Source organism: Nodularia harveyana UHCC-0300 (assembly GCF_034931085.1).
Lineage (GTDB): Bacteria > Cyanobacteriota > Cyanobacteriia > Cyanobacteriales > Nostocaceae > Nodularia > Nodularia harveyana.
Genome location: NZ_JAYGHG010000016.1, coordinates 31,958 through 48,781 on the forward strand (window position 1 = coordinate 31,958; position 16,824 = coordinate 48,781).

Annotated in this window: 15 protein-coding genes; 7 read left to right on the top strand and 8 right to left on the bottom strand. The window is 41.5% G+C overall.

The genetic code is table 11. The features are described 5' to 3' along the window. Positions 1-65: 65 nt before the first annotated feature. Positions 66-638: a thioredoxin family protein gene (locus VB620_RS11300; RefSeq protein WP_323196248.1), complete on the bottom strand. Its 573-nt coding sequence runs from the start codon at positions 636-638 to the stop codon at positions 66-68. Between the two features lie 115 nt (positions 639-753). Here VB620_RS11300 and VB620_RS11305 point away from each other — a divergent pair, with 115 nt between their 5' ends. Further along, a complete protein-coding gene (locus VB620_RS11305; RefSeq protein WP_323196249.1) occupies positions 754-1,158 on the top strand; it encodes an NIL domain-containing protein in 405 nt (134 codons plus the stop codon). 396 nt (positions 1,159-1,554) lie between these two features. On the opposite strand, the gene VB620_RS11310 is transcribed toward VB620_RS11305, so the two are convergent. The 3 genes from VB620_RS11310 to VB620_RS11320 all read right to left on the bottom strand — a co-directional run bounded on the left by VB620_RS11310 (position 1,555) and on the right by VB620_RS11320 (position 6,222). Beyond that, complete coding sequence (locus tag VB620_RS11310) at positions 1,555-4,275, bottom strand: GAF domain-containing protein (protein WP_323196250.1); 2,721 nt, start codon at positions 4,273-4,275, stop codon at positions 1,555-1,557. Between the two features lie 319 nt (positions 4,276-4,594). Continuing rightward, entirely contained in the window at positions 4,595-5,086 is a 492-nt protein-coding gene (locus VB620_RS11315; protein ID WP_323196251.1) for an NADAR family protein, read from the bottom strand. Positions 5,087-5,382: 296 nt separating this feature from the next. Beyond that, a complete protein-coding gene (locus VB620_RS11320; protein WP_323196252.1) occupies positions 5,383-6,222 on the bottom strand; it encodes a prephenate/arogenate dehydrogenase in 840 nt (279 codons plus the stop codon). Positions 6,223-6,292: 70 nt separating this feature from the next. Here VB620_RS11320 and VB620_RS11325 point away from each other — a divergent pair, with 70 nt between their 5' ends. The 3 genes from VB620_RS11325 (at position 6,293) to VB620_RS11335 (ending at position 9,589) form a co-directional block, all read left to right on the top strand. Then, positions 6,293-7,855 carry a pentapeptide repeat-containing protein gene (locus tag VB620_RS11325; protein WP_323196253.1) on the top strand — a complete coding sequence of 521 codons (1,563 nt, stop codon included), beginning with the start codon at positions 6,293-6,295 and terminating at the stop codon, positions 7,853-7,855. Positions 7,856-8,039: 184 nt separating this feature from the next. After that, the gene (locus VB620_RS11330) at positions 8,040-8,630 is read left to right on the top strand and encodes a DUF1517 domain-containing protein (protein WP_323196254.1); all 591 of its coding nucleotides are present in this window, start codon (positions 8,040-8,042) and stop codon (positions 8,628-8,630) included. Between the two features lie 68 nt (positions 8,631-8,698). Further along, positions 8,699-9,589 carry a hypothetical protein gene (locus VB620_RS11335; RefSeq protein WP_323196255.1) on the top strand — a complete coding sequence of 297 codons (891 nt, stop codon included), beginning with the start codon at positions 8,699-8,701 and terminating at the stop codon, positions 9,587-9,589. Between the two features lie 39 nt (positions 9,590-9,628). On the opposite strand, the gene aroF is transcribed toward VB620_RS11335, so the two are convergent. From aroF to VB620_RS11355, 4 genes are all read right to left on the bottom strand, one after another. Then, positions 9,629-10,690 (bottom strand): 3-deoxy-7-phosphoheptulonate synthase, encoded by a 1,062-nt coding sequence (gene aroF, locus VB620_RS11340; protein ID WP_323196256.1) that lies wholly within the window; start codon positions 10,688-10,690, stop codon positions 9,629-9,631. Positions 10,691-10,932: 242 nt separating this feature from the next. Continuing rightward, positions 10,933-11,403: a PAM68 family protein gene (locus tag VB620_RS11345; RefSeq protein WP_323196257.1), complete on the bottom strand. Its 471-nt coding sequence runs from the start codon at positions 11,401-11,403 to the stop codon at positions 10,933-10,935. Positions 11,404-11,415: 12 nt separating this feature from the next. Further along, positions 11,416-11,685 (bottom strand): 30S ribosomal protein S15, encoded by a 270-nt coding sequence (gene rpsO, locus VB620_RS11350; protein ID WP_323196258.1) that lies wholly within the window; start codon positions 11,683-11,685, stop codon positions 11,416-11,418. 138 nt (positions 11,686-11,823) lie between these two features. Further along, a complete protein-coding gene (locus VB620_RS11355; RefSeq protein WP_323196259.1) occupies positions 11,824-12,663 on the bottom strand; it encodes a cyanophycinase in 840 nt (279 codons plus the stop codon). Between the two features lie 460 nt (positions 12,664-13,123). On the opposite strand from VB620_RS11355, the gene VB620_RS11360 reads away from it, so the two are divergent. The 3 genes from VB620_RS11360 to VB620_RS11370 all read left to right on the top strand — a co-directional run bounded on the left by VB620_RS11360 (position 13,124) and on the right by VB620_RS11370 (position 16,746). Further along, positions 13,124-15,034: an ATP-binding protein gene (locus VB620_RS11360; protein WP_323196260.1), complete on the top strand. Its 1,911-nt coding sequence runs from the start codon at positions 13,124-13,126 to the stop codon at positions 15,032-15,034. Positions 15,035-15,088: 54 nt separating this feature from the next. After that, positions 15,089-15,586, top strand: coding sequence for a DUF427 domain-containing protein (locus VB620_RS11365; RefSeq protein WP_323196261.1), 498 nt, complete (start codon positions 15,089-15,091; stop codon positions 15,584-15,586). A gap of 407 nt (positions 15,587-15,993) precedes the next feature. Then, complete coding sequence (locus VB620_RS11370) at positions 15,994-16,746, top strand: WecB/TagA/CpsF family glycosyltransferase (protein ID WP_323196262.1); 753 nt, start codon at positions 15,994-15,996, stop codon at positions 16,744-16,746. Positions 16,747-16,824: the final 78 nt, after the last annotated feature.

A 16,824-nucleotide genomic window follows, 5' to 3' on the forward strand; every position in this document is an offset into this window, starting at 1 on the left:
GAACTACCCACCCTGAAGAAACACGGTGGGATTTAGTAGCTATTAGTTGAGGGGATAGTTATAGTCTATTTTACTACTTGGTTACCATGACTGCGAGGATCATTTTGACTGTTTGTGGGTGTCACTGGTGCGCTAAATTGGGAAACTTCGCCGCTAGTTTGAGCATAAGGTAAAGATACACCAGCAATTAAGGCTTCTAAGTTACTGGCCATGACTGTGTGGGGTTGGTCTCCGATGGTTTGGGCGATGGTTTCGCTATTTTTAGTTAAAAATACAAAGTTGGGAATGCCATCTACTCGATATTTCAGCATTTCTGGTAGCCATTTGTTGTTGTCTACGTTCAACATGACGAAGTTAACTTTGTCAGCATACTGCTGTTCGAGTTCGGCAATATCAGGAGCCATTTTTTGACAGACGGTACACCAGTTGGCGTAAAATTCGATGATTGAGGGTTTACCGTTGCTGACAGCTACTTCTAAGGGAGTGGATGTTTGATCTAGGTCGGCTAAAGATGTTGAGGTGGTTTCGCTTCTGAGTCCTAAGATTAAGGTTACGCTGAGGGCGATCGCTACTATAGCAATTAAGAAATTTTTCAGCCGCGCTCCAGATGTAGAATTAATGGGGGATTCGGTGGTCATAGGGAATTTGTTAAAACTTGTTAAGTATTGTCTTTATTTTAGTTTAACGCTTTGGGTTTCTCGTCTCTAGGGAGTTAGCACTAAGCTAGAACAGAAACTACTTTCTCCTAAAACTGTGAAAAAACGAGTGACTATCACTTTTCCCAAACGCGCGATTCAAATGCCGATTACTTACTTACTGGCTAAAGAATTTAACGTGGCGGCGAATATTATCCGCGCCCAAGTTGCGCCTAACCAAATTGGCAAACTGGTGGTGGAGTTATCTGGAGATATTGATCGCTTAGATGAAGCTATTGAGTGGATGCGATCGCATCATATCAGTGTTTCCCATAATTTAGGTGAAATTGTCATTGATGAGGATGTATGTGTCCATTGCGGCTTGTGTACTGGTGTTTGTCCCACGGAAGCCCTCAGCTTGCAACCAGAAACATACAAGTTGGCATTCACGCGATCGCGCTGTATCGTTTGTGAGCAGTGTATTCCTACCTGTCCGGTAGAAGCAATTTCCACTAATCTTTAATCTGAAGACCAATACTTTAAATCTTGGGCTTTTTTACCCCAAACATAGCTATTAAAATAACAACACCCAAACATCTACTCGCTGTAATCATTTCCTCTCATTTATTGATCATAATCAGGGATGTATTTAACTTAATTACCCTAAAAAAGTAATCAGAATTAGTACAGCGCCCTCTGATTGTTAATACTTGAGGAAATATCAGTTTTCGCGTTGGGTGTTGTGGGTTTGGTCCGAGACAGACATTAAGTTAAACAGCGTTGTTACCTCTTCTTGCATTCCTAATTTAGCTGTTGCATCTGCCAGGGAAGCTTGTAGCTTCATTTATTAAATTAGCAGTTCATATATGGGCTTAGTTAGTTTTGCAATTAAACTTTACTTAAGCTTTACCAGTTAATACTAACGTTGAATAGGAAGGGAAATCCTAAACTCTGTGCCTTGACCAATATTGGAGATACATTCCATGACTCCACCATGCTTCTGGACAACAATCTGGTAGCTAATGGCTAGTCCTAGTCCTGTACCCTTACCAACGGACTTAGTAGTAAAAAATGGGTCAAAAATGCGTTTCTTCACTTCCTCGGTAATTCCTGGACCATTGTCAACAATACGAATTATTAACCGGGATTGGTCTAAAGAGACTTGAGTAGAAATCCAGATGATGGGTGACGGAAGAGAAGTCCCTTTTGTTGCTAGTTGACTTTGCTCTTCTAAGGCATCAATAGCATTACTGAGAATATTCATAAATACTTGATTAATCTGACCGGCATAACATTCAATTGCTGGTAATTTGCCATAGTTTTTGATGACTTTAATCCCAGTTGATTTAAAACCTGATTTCAGGCGATGTTGCAAAATCAATAAAGTGTTATCTATGCCTTCATGTATGTCAACAGCCTTATTTTCAGCTTCATCTAACCGGGAAAAGTTGCGTAAAGATAATACTATGGAACGGATGCGGTCAGTTCCTATTTGCATGGAAGATATAGTTTTTGGTAAGTCTTCCAATAAAAAATCTAAATCAATTCCGGTAATTAATGAATGAATTTCTTCATGAGGCTGGGGATAGTGGAGTTTGTAGAGGTCTAATAATTGTAGGAGTTCTTGGATATAGTTATTGGCATGAGACAGATTACCGTAAATAAAGTTGACTGGGTTATTTATTTCATGAGCTATACCTGCTACTAACTGCCCTAAACTGGACATTTTTTCTGTTTGGATTAATTGAGACTGGGTTGCTTGCAGTTCCGATAAAGCACTTTCTAATTGTCCAGCTTTGGCTTTAGCTTGAGTTTCAGCAGCACAGGTTTGTTCATAGAGTTGGGCTTGTTGAATGGCGATCGCCGCTTGATCTGCTAGCCGTTGCAGTAAATAAATTTCCCCATCCTGCCAATTTCTGGGAGCATCGCATTGATGGGCAATTAGTAAACCCCAGAGTTGATGGCTAATATTAATTGGCACAATTAAGTTAGCTTGTATTCCCAAACTCTGCATAAACTCTCGGTGACAATCACTCATATCTGCCGTTGACACATTGTCAATTGCCCTAATTCTGCCCCGAAAGTACAAACGGGAAGACTCATCAGGAAAGCATTCTGATGGGGCTTTCATCCCTAAAACCGACGGAAAGTTGTCATTAATATCTTCGACAATTACCTCACCACCGGATTCATCAAACAACTGATAAATTAATACTCTGTCTGATTTGACTAAAGGGCGTACCTCCTTGACGATGGTTTGCAAGGTGGTTTTCAGGTCTAATGTTTTGCGAATTTGCTCTGTGACCTGCTGAACAGCTTTGGCAAGTTGTAATGATTTTTCTAGTTCAGCCGTTTGTGCTTTTACCTGAGATTCTAAGTTAGCATTCAGTTCCTGTACCTGTTGGTACATTTGCTGCTGGTGAATCGCCATGGAGAAGTAATAGGACAAAGCTTCCCCCAGGGCAATTTCTTCAGATTTCCATTCCCGCGCTTGCCCCTTTTTTTCTTCTCGCCACATTTCAAAGGAAAACCTGGGTAATTGTTGGCGCTGATTAGGATCATGTTTTCCCGCCCATAGAATTTCGCTATCAAATGCGGGGCGAAAAATGCTGATTACACCAATAAAAGTCTGGTGAGTGTGTAGGGGAATTAACATCAGTCCCCGAATGGGAGTTCCTTGAAAAGCCGGAGCTAAAACTCTTAACCGTGGTTCTTTATAGAGGTCAGTAATTGCCCACACCTTACCTGGTGTCAATTCATCTATCCAGTTTTGCCATTGGGGATGATGTTCAATGGCGGTGTTATCTAAGTTATAGGGGAGTTGGGGCTGTTCTCCGGATGTGTATATTTCGCCAGTGTGATTAATGTAAATTCTGCCACCTACACCCTTAAATGCGGTAATCACCTCCTCTAAGGCTTTTTCTAATTGCATTATCGGTAGTTGATGTAACAGTGTGGAGACTCTGTTAATTGTGGCTTCTCGCTCTTGTTTGGCACGGGCTTCTGTAAGTAAATTACTTTGAGAAATGGCGATCATTACCTGATCTGCTACTTGTTGAACTATCTTGAGTTCTTCCTTTAAAACAGTGCGTGCTTCGCTATGATGTGATACCAATAGTCCCCACAGTTGGCGATTGGGTGCCTTTTCTCCAGCCTGTTGATGTAATATGGGTACGACGAGGGAGGACTTTACCCCCATTGCAGTCAAGTATTGGACATGACAGGGATCTACTTGCCGATAGTTGATGCTTTCTTCTGGGAGATATTTACCAGTTTTTCGAGATTTGAGTGGTGATAGTCCGATTTTCCCAGATGTGACATCTATTATGGAACGTTGCCGTGTTTCCAAAAACATTTCTCTGGCTTCTAGGGGAATGTCATCGGCGGGGAAGTGTAGTCCTAATAGGGATGGTAGACGCTGTTGATGAATGGATTCGGCAACGACTTCGCCGCTACCATCAGCGTCAAATCGATATACCATCACCCTATCTGTGTCTAAAAACAATCGCACTTCGGCAACAGTAGCTGCTAAAATTTCTTGCAGCTCGAGCGATCGCCTAATCTGATGAGTAATCCGATGTAATAAATTCTGTTGATGAAAGGTTGCTTCCCAAGCTCTGGGTTCATCAATTAATCCCATGACTATGTTACCTAAAAAATTATCAAAAAAGTTAAAAAGTAATCATTGATACTGCTGTGCAAGTATTTTACAGTTAACAAAAGGTTATGATTCATCACTTGATGTTATCTGTTGTATTTAAAAATGTATAAAGTCAGACTATGCATCTGAGAAAAATTGCCAGGTGTGATTTCGATCATTTCTTGAATTTATGAAATTTCACGACAGTTAAATATTGAACATAAATCAACTAGTTAATTTATGGTATCGTGAATAAAAAAATATCAGTGTAGAAAGGGAATGAGAACATTCCCCCGGCCTAGCAAATACTTAATTACTGTCAATCTAACTTATTCTCCCATAAATGACTGTCAAAAGTTGCGATTGGCTGATTTCTGATTTCTGCACGCACACTCATGAGGATATTGCCAAGATGATTTTCACCAGTTCTTTCTGCTCCACAGCCCCAGAAATAATCGTTGGGTGAATTTTCTACTAGGGTTTGATGACCTGTGCTGAGAAGAATTTCTTTAATATCCAGATGAGTGAGAAACTTTTTGAGTACGGCTGCTCGCATAACTTGAATTTTGACTGTTTCCCAGTCTGGGCGGAGTTGGCGAGTGATGCAACGTCCTAAAGCTGCTGCGGCTTCTGGAGTGTCGGCAGCCTGGATCAGGGGTATAATTGCCTGATCTACACTGCCAACAAACTTTTGCCCTTGATAATAATGCTCCACTGTAGGCCAATAAGTACCCTGAATTTGAATACTGTGGGGAGAAAAGTTAGAAAAACAGCCATAAGGCTGCCATATTTTGTAAAAGTATATGGTCATGTGACAATTGCTCTTGATCGAAAAAAAAGAAAAACTTAAATCTGTGACAGTATCACTTGCCCCATCTGGTGAATATTATGTCGTTTGACTCTATTTTGATCATCGGAGAGAAAAGCTATTGGCTTATAGAGGTGATGTTGTTTGAAGAAGGAATCCTTTGACCTTTAGTCGAGGAGTTCTCCAATATCCATCTCTATAATGCCTGTAGATGCTAGCTAGAACTTTTCAAGTTTAGGCTCTAGGCTAGCAGTTGCTTGAACTCCTATTTCTTTGGTCAGTCTTTCTCGATAGAGGCTTTAGTCAATAAATTTTGGTCGCGCTATGGCTGTTGACTGCAATTTTAATTCTAAAGCTGCCCAATATTCTTGCTCAATTAAGTTAGTTAATTCATCAAGGTTATGGCGGTATTGTTGCAGTGCATTTAACAATTCTTGGCGGTTATACTGCGCCATCATGACTCCTAATTCGGGATTACCACCACCGACACGACTGGTATCCCGAAAACCTGAACTGGCGAGATTTTGCGCTAATTGCCGGACTTGAGGATCAGTTTCAGCCATAGAAGCCCCTATCAAGGCTGCACTTACCACCACAGGTAAATGAGAAATTAAACTCACGGCTCGGTCATGTTTCTCTGGCTCGCATAAATGAAGATTAGCCCCTAGCGATCGCACAATTTTCTCTAAAACTGAAATTGCTCTCTTGGGTGTGCTAGCATCTGGTGTGAGGATATAGGGTTTACCTAAAAATAAACCTCTTTGTGCTGCTTCTATACCACTATCTGCGGTTCCCGCCATCGGGTGACCACCGATGAAATTTTCCCATAGAGGAGTGATAGCCTGGACGATGGGGACTTTGACTGAACCCACATCAGTAATAATAGTACTAAGGGGCAGATAATTAATTAGCTGCTGCAATTGGGGGATAATTAGGGCAATCGGTGTACAAATGAAAACTACCTCTGCGGCTGCTAACAGGCTCATGTCAACAGATGCTTCATCGACAATACCAAGCGCTATCGCTCTTTCCAAGGTAGACTGTCGGCGAGTGACTCCTAAAATATGATAACCTTGCGATCGCAACTCATAACCCAAAGAACCGCCAATTAGTCCCAGTCCTAAAATACCAATTTTCATTTTTGATTTTGACCACTTATTTTTTGCATACTTACCAACTTTAATAGTTGGTATTTGAGGGGTAGGATTGATGACTGTAGAGGAATTGCTAGAACAATACGCAGCAGGAGTAATCAACTTTACTGGTGTTAACCTGAGTGAAGCTAGCTTGAGTGGTGTCAAACTCAGTGGTGTGAACTTAAGCTCATCTGACTTGAGTATAGTTAACTTCAGTGGTTCAAATCTCAGTGGTGCCAACTTGAGTAATGTCAAGCTGAATGTAGCTCGCTTACGTGGAGCCAATCTTGAGAAAGCCATCTTGAATAATTCTAGTCTCAATGTCGCTAACTTGATTCGAGCTAATCTCAATGGCGCTCAATTACGGGGAGCATCACTAGTACGTGCTGAGTTAATTCGCGCTGATCTCACTAGTGCTGACTTGTTTGAAGCTAACTTGAAAAATGCTGATTTACGAGAAGCTACACTCCGCCAAACAAATCTCCGTCACGCCAATTTAAGTACAGCCAATTTCAGAGGTAGTTCCTTAGTGGGAGCTAACTTGGAGATGGCTAACTTAAACACCACTGATTTGAGTCGTAGTGACCTCAGTGGTGCAAATATGCGCGATGCTGACCTCAAACAAGCTAATCTCAATCAAGCTAATCTGAGTGGGGCTGATTTAAGTGGCGCAAATCTTCGTTGGGCTGATTTAAGTGGCGCAAATCTTCGCTGGGCTGATTTAAGTGGCGCTAAATTGAGTGGGGCTGATTTAAGTGGCGCAGATTTAACTAATGCAAATTTAACTAATACAAGCTTAGTTCATGCCGATTTAACTCAGGCAACTTTAATGAAAGTGGAATGGAGTGGCGCAGACTTAACAGGTGCAATTTTAACAGGATCTAAACTTTACTCCACTTTCCGTTTTGGTTTAAAAACTGAAGGTATTACCTGTGAATGGGTTGATCTTAGTCCTAAAGGCGATCGCTCAATTATTCAAAAATTCACCGGGGAAGATGCACGGGACTTTTTCAATGAAACAGCACCGACTATCCGCATTGTGATTGATGCACCCCTAGAACACGAGGCTAATTTTGCCCTGGCTGGTTCTTATTACCAAATTGCTCAAGAATACCAAGGATTAAAACAACCCCCTACTCTGGAAATCAGTCGTCGCCGCACTGTCTTGACTTTTCGAGTAGACAATGACTTAGCTTTATTACCTACAGCTTATATTGCGATACTACCATTTCAAGATGCTACTAATACCCAAAAAAATATTTCCGCAATCCTCAAAATCTTGCAGCAAGAGGATATATCTCGTTTAGGATTAAAAGCACCTCATAAAACTCAGCAATTAAGTCCCCTTGTCGATGAAGCTATTACCCAGGCTCAAATCATTAAAAAAATGAAAAAAAACCTGGAACTAGCTGCCAAATTAAATTTTTATAAAGTACCTACCCAAACAATATTAACCAATTCCAGCGCTCAAACCTTAATTGTCTATGATCACCCTCTTTTTGGTAAACGTTTTATTAATTCTTCTGGTTCAGATGTGAAATTTTTACCGAATATATCCAGAAAATCCGCAGAATTGGCACCTGAAACTTTAAATATGGTTGTGGATTTTATTAACGGCTTTCACTATATAAGTTAATAGTAAAGAGGGAGCAAAGCCATTTTATCTGGGGCTAAAAATTAGGGGTATAAATTACCTTATTTAATAGTGCGCTCTATCTAGCTATATAACTGACAATTAAGCCCCGGACTCCTCTTTTCCCTTACTCTCTAGTATAGTTATCATTTTACAATTAACTTAAATACAATTACGGAGCAAGTAAATGCGCGAGCGGTTTAATAAAATGATTGGTCGGACTCGCTATGTAGTCTGTCGTTTGTTTTTGCATTTATCTGGGTCTGATGTTGCCCCACTTTTAGGAGTATTAAATACTACAGCAAGAGAAGCGATCGCATCTGATGGAGACCTTCATGATTTAGGAGAAGGATTAGTAGAAATTAGCGAAACCCTATTGCGATACGATGAAGCTTGGCTATCTGCTGCTAATGAAGGCGAAGTATTTTGGGATGAAGGTGAAGCGGGAGATTACGTCAATGAATTATTTAGTGACTCTGGGGAACGCTACGGCGCAGACCTGGATATCAGTAACGGTGCTGGTGATGAAGCTTTTTCCATCCCTGTCACCCGCAACGTCATTGTCATGTTGACAGTAGCCTACGAAGGGGAAGTTCCCGACTTAGAAACCGATCTATCTAATATCCCAGCCTTAAAAGATGCTTTAAAAGCCCTAATCAATTTACACTATAAACAAAAGCTGCGAGCCATTCAGATCCATTTCTCACCAGCAAAATTAGGTGATGAACTCACAAACGATCAACTCTTACAATATTACCCAGAATTAATTCCATTGTAATTAGTGGGGAATCCCTACATGACCACTGGCGTTGAGGCCTGTTAAGCTCAAAAATAGGATAGAGTCAAATGCTGATGAGATTATTACGAAAATTTACGGTTGTTTGTTTAGCACTAACTTTGTGCTTAACAACTGTTGCTTGTGGAGATTCCAACCAAACCGGATCTCAAAATCGGAATGTCACCCGTACTTCTTCTACACCTACTCGGCTGAGTGATGGTGAATATCCTGTGCAGCAAGCTAGCTTTGATGATGGTACAGGGGAGTATACACTGTTTTTACTCAACAGCACACCCCCAAATTTTAGAACCGAAAATTTACAAATGGCGCGGCTGACCGATGAAGAAATCAAGGAAGGGAAAAAGACTTCTTTAAAGGTGGAAAACGGACAACCAGCCTTGTTTATGACAGAAGACTTTAAAATTGAATACTTCCACAACGTCACCGAAACCCAAACCAATCCCCAAACAGGACAACAAGAAACAGTCATAGTGCGACGAGAAAGTAACTTTTGGGTTCCTTTTGCTGGGGCTGTAGCTGGTAACATCGCTGGTCAGGCGATCGGTAATATGTTATTTAGACCCCAATATTACGTACCACCTGTCTATCAATCAGGAGGAGTCCTCAGTGGTGTTGGTGGTTATGGTAGTACCTATCGTCAAGCGGTTAATAACTATCAAACTCGCTACAATGCACCACCAGCAGTTGAGCGGAATCGGACAACTTTCCGGACTACAGGAGATGTGAGAAGATCATCCCCTGGGAGTTCAAATGTACGCAATACAACCCGTACAACTACAACCAATCGCCCCACAGGTTCCGGTGTTGGTAGCAGTAACTTAAAACCTTCTAACAGATCCACTTCCACAACACGCAACCGTGGCAGTAGTTTTGGTTCTGGTGGAAAGTCTTCGGGTACTCGCAGTCGCTCATTTGGTTCTAGGGGTAGACGGCGCTAAGTACACAGAGACGTTGCTTGCAACGTCTCTAATTTGACACTAATTAGTGACAGCAGCTACTGGTTGCGGCCATCGTCCCACCGCCTGACCAATCACAGCTAATTCTTGCATTAAGTGGTCGAAACGGTCTGGTGTCAGAGATTGGGGACCATCAGATAAAGCTTTAGCAGGGTTGGGGTGAACCTCAATCATTAAGGAATCAGTTCCAGCTGCGATCGCCGCCATCGCCATTGACGGTACTAATTCCGACCAACCTGTTCCATGACTGGGGTCAATCATCATTGGTAAGTGAGTCAGCTTCCGCAACACAGGCACTACAGATATATCTAAAGTATTGCGAGTGTGTTGACGGTCAAAAGTGCGAATTCCCCGCTCACATAAAATCACATTCGGATTTCCAGCCGCCAAAATATACTCAGCTGCCATTAACCAATCTTCAATAGTCGCCGCCATTCCCCGCTTTAACAGCACTGGTTTTGGTTGCGCCCCCACCTTTTTCAGCAGGGAGAAGTTTTGCATATTCCTGGCTCCCACCTGGATCACATCAGCCACCTCAGCGATCATCTCCAGTTCCGCAGCATCCATTACCTCAGTAATAATCCCCAAACCGCTTACTTCCCGCGCCTTAGCCAACAATTCTAAAGCACTTTCGCCATGACCTTGGAAGGCATAAGGTGAAGTTCGGGGTTTGTATGCGCCACCACGTAAAAACTTCGCTCCTGCGGCTTTAACGCGCAGTGCCGTTTCCACAATCATCCCTTCATTTTCTACTGAGCAGGGGCCAGCCACAACCACTAGTGGATGGTGTTCCCCAAAGATCACATCTCCATCTGGCGTATTAACAACCACCTCTGAGGCTTCCCCGTGGCGAAACTGGCGGCTAGCGCGTTTGTATGGTAGCTCTACCCGCAAAACTTGCTCAATCCACGGGCTGAGTTCCTGAATCTGTAACGGATCTAAGCTTGCTGTTTCACCTACTAGACCAATCACCACCTTGTTTTGACCGATAATTTTTTCTGGTGTTAGTCCCCAGGTAATCAGTTCCTCGGTAATGCGGTTGATTTCCATTTCTGGGGAACCGCTTTTCATAACTACAATCATTTTAAATTACCTGATTATATGTGTGATTAAAGATAGTTTAAATATTGAATTTACTGTGGCAAATTGAAAGTTTATTTGATTCTAAAAGGTAGGGCGCTCAGGTATTTTGTGGTTGAGTCAAGATTTGAGTTTAACATGATCAACTTTTCTTGAGTAATGTTGAAGTTAGGAGATTTCCACTTCAACATTTACTGAACAATTGACTCAGTACCGCAGTTAGTCTGGTATCTGAGCGCCAAATATTATGCCTTTTTTTGCCGAGTTTCGCGCCAAACTTCCACCATTCGACCCCAATTGGTACTAAATTCACCTAAACCCAATAGGCTTCCGGTTCTGTCTTCATCCCATGAGGCTGAGAGAACACCATAAGTTATCCCCACAACTCCGATACCAAATAATCCCATATTCACCAATAACACGGCAATGGGAGGTAGTTTGATATCTGTGTAGATGGCTAGTAAATAGCTGACTACTAAGGTGACAATACCCAAAACTGTTGGTATTCCACAAAATCCAGTCACCCGTCGTATCATCCTTTGGCTAACAACTGGAGGAATTGCCATCTCTTGTTTTTTAAAAGACGGCTGGTTACTAACCTGGGGTTCAGATTTTTTGGGCTGTACTTGTGGTTTGCTTGTAGCTTTGGGGGGTTTTTGGCGCTTGGTTTTTGGTTCAAAAGGTAAGCGACTGCGCTCAGATTCTTCAGCAGACATAAGCGATACTTCCTATCCCCGAATACCGAGACGAGCAATTAAATCTTGATATTTTTGGCGGCTACCTGCTTGGATATACGCCAGAAGACGCTTACGTTGACCAATCATCTTCAATAGTCCCCGGCGGGAAGAATGGTCTTTTTTATTGGCTTGGAGATGTAAACTGAGCCGACTAATGCGGTCACTCAGCATAGCAACTTGAACTTCAGCAGAACCAGTATCGGTTTCGTGAACTTGATAGTTCGACATTATTTCTTGTTTGCGCTGTTGCGTCAGAGCCATGATCGATTCACTTTCTAGTTATTTTAAATGTATGCAGCAGTCTCCCATGATATCACAGCCCTCAACCTGCTGCTATGACTCAGCAATGAGTATTTTCACTGTCTAGGGTGTTATGTGGATATATTAACTGTCTATGATCTATGTTTCTGGAAGGACTTTTGCTACAGACCTTTGATTTAGTATAGGTTGGCGGGTGTGAAGATCAAATTTATAACCATTTGGTAGAATATGGAGTTTAGCTCCAAAAATTGCCAATGGCTCATCCTTTAAAATTTCGCTCATGTTATTGTAGACGGCTTCAGACTCATCAATGATTGTCACTGAACCTTCTCCAATTACTTCAATTTGACTATCAGTGACTACTATTGCTGTATTCTCATCAATACCAAATCCTAATTCGGCGGGTTCTTGGACTAGGGCTGAAATTAAGCGCCCCAAGCGTCCGCGCTGAGAAAAATGTTGGTCGATGATTACACCTGGTAAAAAACCCAGTCCGGGACCCATAGCTACAATTTCCATGCGTGGATGGGTTTGAGCATCTCCTTCTACAATCATTTTATCTGGCATAACTGCGGCTCCAGCGCTTGTACCGGCTATAACCATACCTAGGGAGAAGCGTTGGTGAATGGCTGTATCTAATTCTGTATCTTTGAGGATGCTGGTAATGCGGGCTTGGTCTCCTCCTGTAAAAAATATTCCAGTTGCTTGGGCGATCGCCTCTAAAGCAGTGGATGAACAAGCGTCATCACGGGTTTCTGTGTCAATGATCCGCACTGTTTCAGCGCCTAGACGCTCAAAGACTCTAATATAATTGTCGCCTACATCTTTTGGTAGTTCGGCCGCAGCTGTCATAACTACAATGTGGGCTTTAATACCGCCAGCACGACGGACAAATTCCCGCAAAATCTCGGAATCTCCATCTCTATCTTCAGCCCCGCCAATAATTATTAGTTGGCGTTTATTTGTATTCTCTGTCATGATAGCTGGTGATATAAATTATTTAATTTCAATAAAGCATGACAATTAGATCCAGAAAATCATCCATTTGATAGATTAGGAGATTAATCCTCAGATTAAGAACTAGTTAAATCATTGGCTCTTCCTCAATTAAACTAGAAAAGTTTATAACATCTAAAAGCAGTGATCATGATTCACTCCTTGGCAATTGTCGATTTATTTTGGTATATTCGGAGCTTAATCAGTAGGAGATTCTGTAGAATTAGCCGTTGCATAATTTCTCATATTTCCCAGTCATTCAGGCTGAGAACAGTTGAAAATTATATGCAATAAGTGTATAATGCTTAGGGATAAAAGTGCCTAATCATAACCAGTTTAATAATTGCTAAATAATCATCACAACTCATCGATAATCCATAAATCTAAATAACCAAAACTTAAATTACAGATTCAGGGTGTTTTACTGAAGGTTTATAATCTAATGGTTCAACAGAAAAGTAAAGGTTTAGTCCGGATTAATGCTAGAAGAAATGATGTATTTGATATTTTCAATTTAAAAAATTACCTTGGACCTAATCCATATTTAGAGACAGGGGCGCTAGTATTTGATTTTGCTGTACTTGAATCTAAACAGCCCTTAGCCATTGAAGATTATATTTCCAGGATAGGCGATCGCTATCCCCATCTCCAAGAACAAACTTATCAATCCTACGCCCATCTGTTTGCCATACTTGCCTCAGAAGTCGGTAAACTAGACATGGGACTACACCTCAATCGTTGGAATCTTAAAGCATATCCAGATTACACAAGGATTAGCCTAGAATCGCTACATGAACGCACCACTAGAGCAGTAGTTTTCCTAGTCTGGGATTGGTTTGAAGCCATCACCCAAAACAAAAAATTCATCCTTGACGAAAAACTGTTAATTCTTCAACAACAATTCCGAGAATCTGTCTACGGTGGCCCCACAGTTTACGCCCTATTGCGAACAGCTCATGCAAAAGCTATTCCCACCTTTTATTTATGGTCAGAAGCACTCATGCAATATGGCTACGGTAAAAAACAAGTGCGTGGTATAGCCACAACCTTTGATTGTGATAGCCATCTAGATTCAGATTTCACCACCCGCAAAGATGAATGCAAAATATTTATGCAAGCCTTGGGTTTACCAATAGCAGAAGGTGAGATTGTTTTTTCCCAAACAGAAGCCTTGGAAGTAGCCAAAGAAATAGGTTATCCAGTAGCAGTTAAACCCGTAGTTGGTCACAAAGGAATTGGCGTGACAGCTGGTGTGCGAGATTCCAGAGAACTAGAATCGGCTTATAGGAGTGCATTAGCCGCAATTCCCGAAGACGAATCAAGGCGGATAATTGTGGAAAAAAGCATTTCGGGAACAGATTTTCGCTTATTGTGTGTGAACGGTAAATTTGTCGCCGCTATAGAACGCCGTCCCGCATCAGTTATCGGTGATGGTTACTCCACCATTGCAGAGTTAATCCGCGCCGAAAATCGTCAACCCGCACGCCTGGATACACCCACCTCACCCATGTCTAAAATCCAGTGTGATGCAGCAATGGAAATCTACCTAGACGAACAAGGTTATTCCTTAAATAGTGTGATCAAAAAAGGATGCACAGTTAATCTTCGTAAAGTTGCTAATCTTTCAGCTGGTGGCATTAGCATCGATGCTACATCCACAATTCATGAGGAAAACATCATCTTAGCTCAAGACATTGCCCAAAACTTTCGATTAACTTGTTTAGGCATTGATGTGATTGCAGAAAACCTCTCAGAATCTTGGAAGACCAGTAGTAATTTCGCCATTTTGGAAATTAACGCCGCACCGGGAATTTTAATGCATCTTAATCCTGCGGTTGGTGAAAGTGTTGATGTCCCTTCTCGGATTTTAGAAACCTTTTTTGAGTCTGGTGCAGAAGCCAGAATCCCAATTATTACCTTTAATAAAATTTCAGTTGCCGAATTACAAGTCACAATTGACCATATTCTCGCGGAACATCCTGACTGGACAATAGGAGCGGTTTGCCATGATGCAGTATTTATAAATCGTTCCCAAAAAGTATTCAGCAGAAATTACAATAGTAACGTAGAAGCTTTGCTGCGTCATCGCCAACTTGATTTACTAATTACTGAGTATCAAGAACCAGTCCTGGAAAAACAGGGGATGTTTTATCAAGGTAGTAGAATGGTGGTCTTAGATAACCCGACACCAACAGAGATGATGTTAGTACGGGATGTATTCGATGATTCTACCGTAGTTATCAAGAAAGAAAATGACATTTCTATCAATCGTCGTGGGTTAATTGAAGACTACACCTTGGGAGCAGATGAACCATTCAGTACGGTATATTTAAAAGAAATTGGCACAATTTGAGTAGGTGCTATTCGCTAATTTGACCTGCTTGTAAAATTTTCATCTTGATTGATTATGGTTTATCCCCAACGCATTAACCCTAGTCCCGGACAAGAATCTGTTTGGGATTATCCCCGTCCTCCTCGTCTAGAAGATACAAGTAAACATATTCAAATCATTTTTAATGAAGTCGTAATTGCAGAAACCCACAATGCCAAAAGGGTTTTAGAAACCAGTCATCCACCGAGTTACTACATCCCCCCTGATGACATCAATATGTCACATCTAGTACGGATGCCAAAATCTAGTTTTTGCGAGTGGAAAGGCGCTGCTGCTTACTACACTATCCGCGTTGGTGATAAAGAAGCACAGAATGCGGCTTGGTTTTATCCCGACCCGACACCAACTTTTGCATCTATTAAAGATCATGTTGCTTTTTATGCTCATCTCATGGATGCTTGCTATGTGGATGGAGAAAAAGTGCAACCGCAACCCGGTAACTTTTATGGTGGTTGGGTGACAAGTGATATTGCGGGGCCTTTCAAAGGTATTCCCGGTAGTTGGGGATGGTAAATTAACAACGAATAGCAACACTAGTAATAATTGCAACAATCGCGTCTCAGTCATTTTTGTACTTGATTTATGGCGCTTTTTCTGTATGGAACCGGATATCCAATATGTCAGCAGAAATTAAATTACTAATATCCGAGGTGGTTTCTCAGAATGATATTCAGAATTACAGGCTTGACAAACTAGAATCCTTACTAAATGCGATCGCCATGTAGTTTTAGCTACCTCTGGTTTTATTGAGTCAATTGGGGATTCAAAATAGACTCATGGCATGGGTCAGATAATCTCAGGTAACTAATTTTTCCATTTTGCTCTAGGTTCAAATAATTGTTTTTTGCTCCCTGAAAAAATTTGATAAACTAGCGGTCGAGAGAATCTGATATGGGTATAGTTAAAATTAAAAATAGTCTATGTTTAAACCTCTGCAAGTGTTTTCGGTACTGGGAATACCAGTTCATGTCACAAGTAACTATCCAGGCTGGTTGCTAGAATGCCTGCAAGAAAGCAGAGGTACTCATGTAGTTACTCTCAATGCAGAAATGACTATCCAAGCGGAACAAAACCCCACTCTGGCTGAAGTGATTCAAAATGCCGAGTTAGTAATTCCAGATGGCGCGGGGGTAGTTCTGTATTTACGATGGCTCTTTTGGCAAAAAGTCCAGCGTTGTCCAGGGATTGAGCTAGCAGAAAAACTTTTGCAAGAACTGGGAAAACAGCAGATAGATACAAAAGTTTTTTTCTATGGTGGAGCGCCAGGAATAGCTGTAAAAGCCGCAGAATTTTGGCAGAGGGAAATTCCTACCTTAAATTTAGTAGGTAGTCATGCTGGCTATCATACTCCGGCAGAGGAGGCACAATTAAAACAAACACTCATGGAATTGCAACCACAAGTGATTTTTGTGGGTTTGGGAGTACCACGTCAAGAGTTATGGATTGCCGAAAACCGTGATTTATGTCCCCAAGCAATTTGGGTTGGTGTGGGTGGTAGCTTTGATATTTGGTCAGGAAACAAAAATCGCGCTCCGGCTTGGTTAGGAAATAACAATTTGGAATGGTTGTATCGGCTTTATCAAGAACCCTGGCGTTGGCGACGGATGTTGGCTTTACCACAATTTGCTGTGAAAGCTTTTATTTATCGTTTTACAGCTAGGGGTGCGATATAGACTTGATGACTAAGCTTTCGAGTGGAATTTCCCCAATACCACTGGGGGATCTGGCTTTAAGAGTGTCAATTGGTTGAG

Coding starts and splice junctions, on each gene's coding strand:
- VB620_RS11360 (WP_323196260.1), top strand. CDS start 13,124: ATGGTTCAACAGAAAAGTAAAGGTTTAGTCCGGATTAATGCTAGAAGA.
- VB620_RS11330 (WP_323196254.1), top strand. CDS start 8,040: ATGCGCGAGCGGTTTAATAAAATGATTGGTCGGACTCGCTATGTAGTC.
- rpsO (WP_323196258.1), bottom strand. CDS start 11,685: ATGGCTCTGACGCAACAGCGCAAACAAGAAATAATGTCGAACTATCAA.
- VB620_RS11300 (WP_323196248.1), bottom strand. CDS start 638: ATGACCACCGAATCCCCCATTAATTCTACATCTGGAGCGCGGCTGAAA.
- VB620_RS11325 (WP_323196253.1), top strand. CDS start 6,293: ATGACTGTAGAGGAATTGCTAGAACAATACGCAGCAGGAGTAATCAAC.
- VB620_RS11310 (WP_323196250.1), bottom strand. CDS start 4,275: ATGGGATTAATTGATGAACCCAGAGCTTGGGAAGCAACCTTTCATCAA.
- VB620_RS11335 (WP_323196255.1), top strand. CDS start 8,699: ATGCTGATGAGATTATTACGAAAATTTACGGTTGTTTGTTTAGCACTA.
- VB620_RS11320 (WP_323196252.1), bottom strand. CDS start 6,222: ATGAAAATTGGTATTTTAGGACTGGGACTAATTGGCGGTTCTTTGGGT.
- VB620_RS11365 (WP_323196261.1), top strand. CDS start 15,089: ATGGTTTATCCCCAACGCATTAACCCTAGTCCCGGACAAGAATCTGTT.
- aroF (WP_323196256.1), bottom strand. CDS start 10,690: ATGATTGTAGTTATGAAAAGCGGTTCCCCAGAAATGGAAATCAACCGC.
- VB620_RS11315 (WP_323196251.1), bottom strand. CDS start 5,086: ATGACCATATACTTTTACAAAATATGGCAGCCTTATGGCTGTTTTTCT.
- VB620_RS11355 (WP_323196259.1), bottom strand. CDS start 12,663: ATGACAGAGAATACAAATAAACGCCAACTAATAATTATTGGCGGGGCT.
- VB620_RS11345 (WP_323196257.1), bottom strand. CDS start 11,403: ATGTCTGCTGAAGAATCTGAGCGCAGTCGCTTACCTTTTGAACCAAAA.
- VB620_RS11370 (WP_323196262.1), top strand. CDS start 15,994: ATGTTTAAACCTCTGCAAGTGTTTTCGGTACTGGGAATACCAGTTCAT.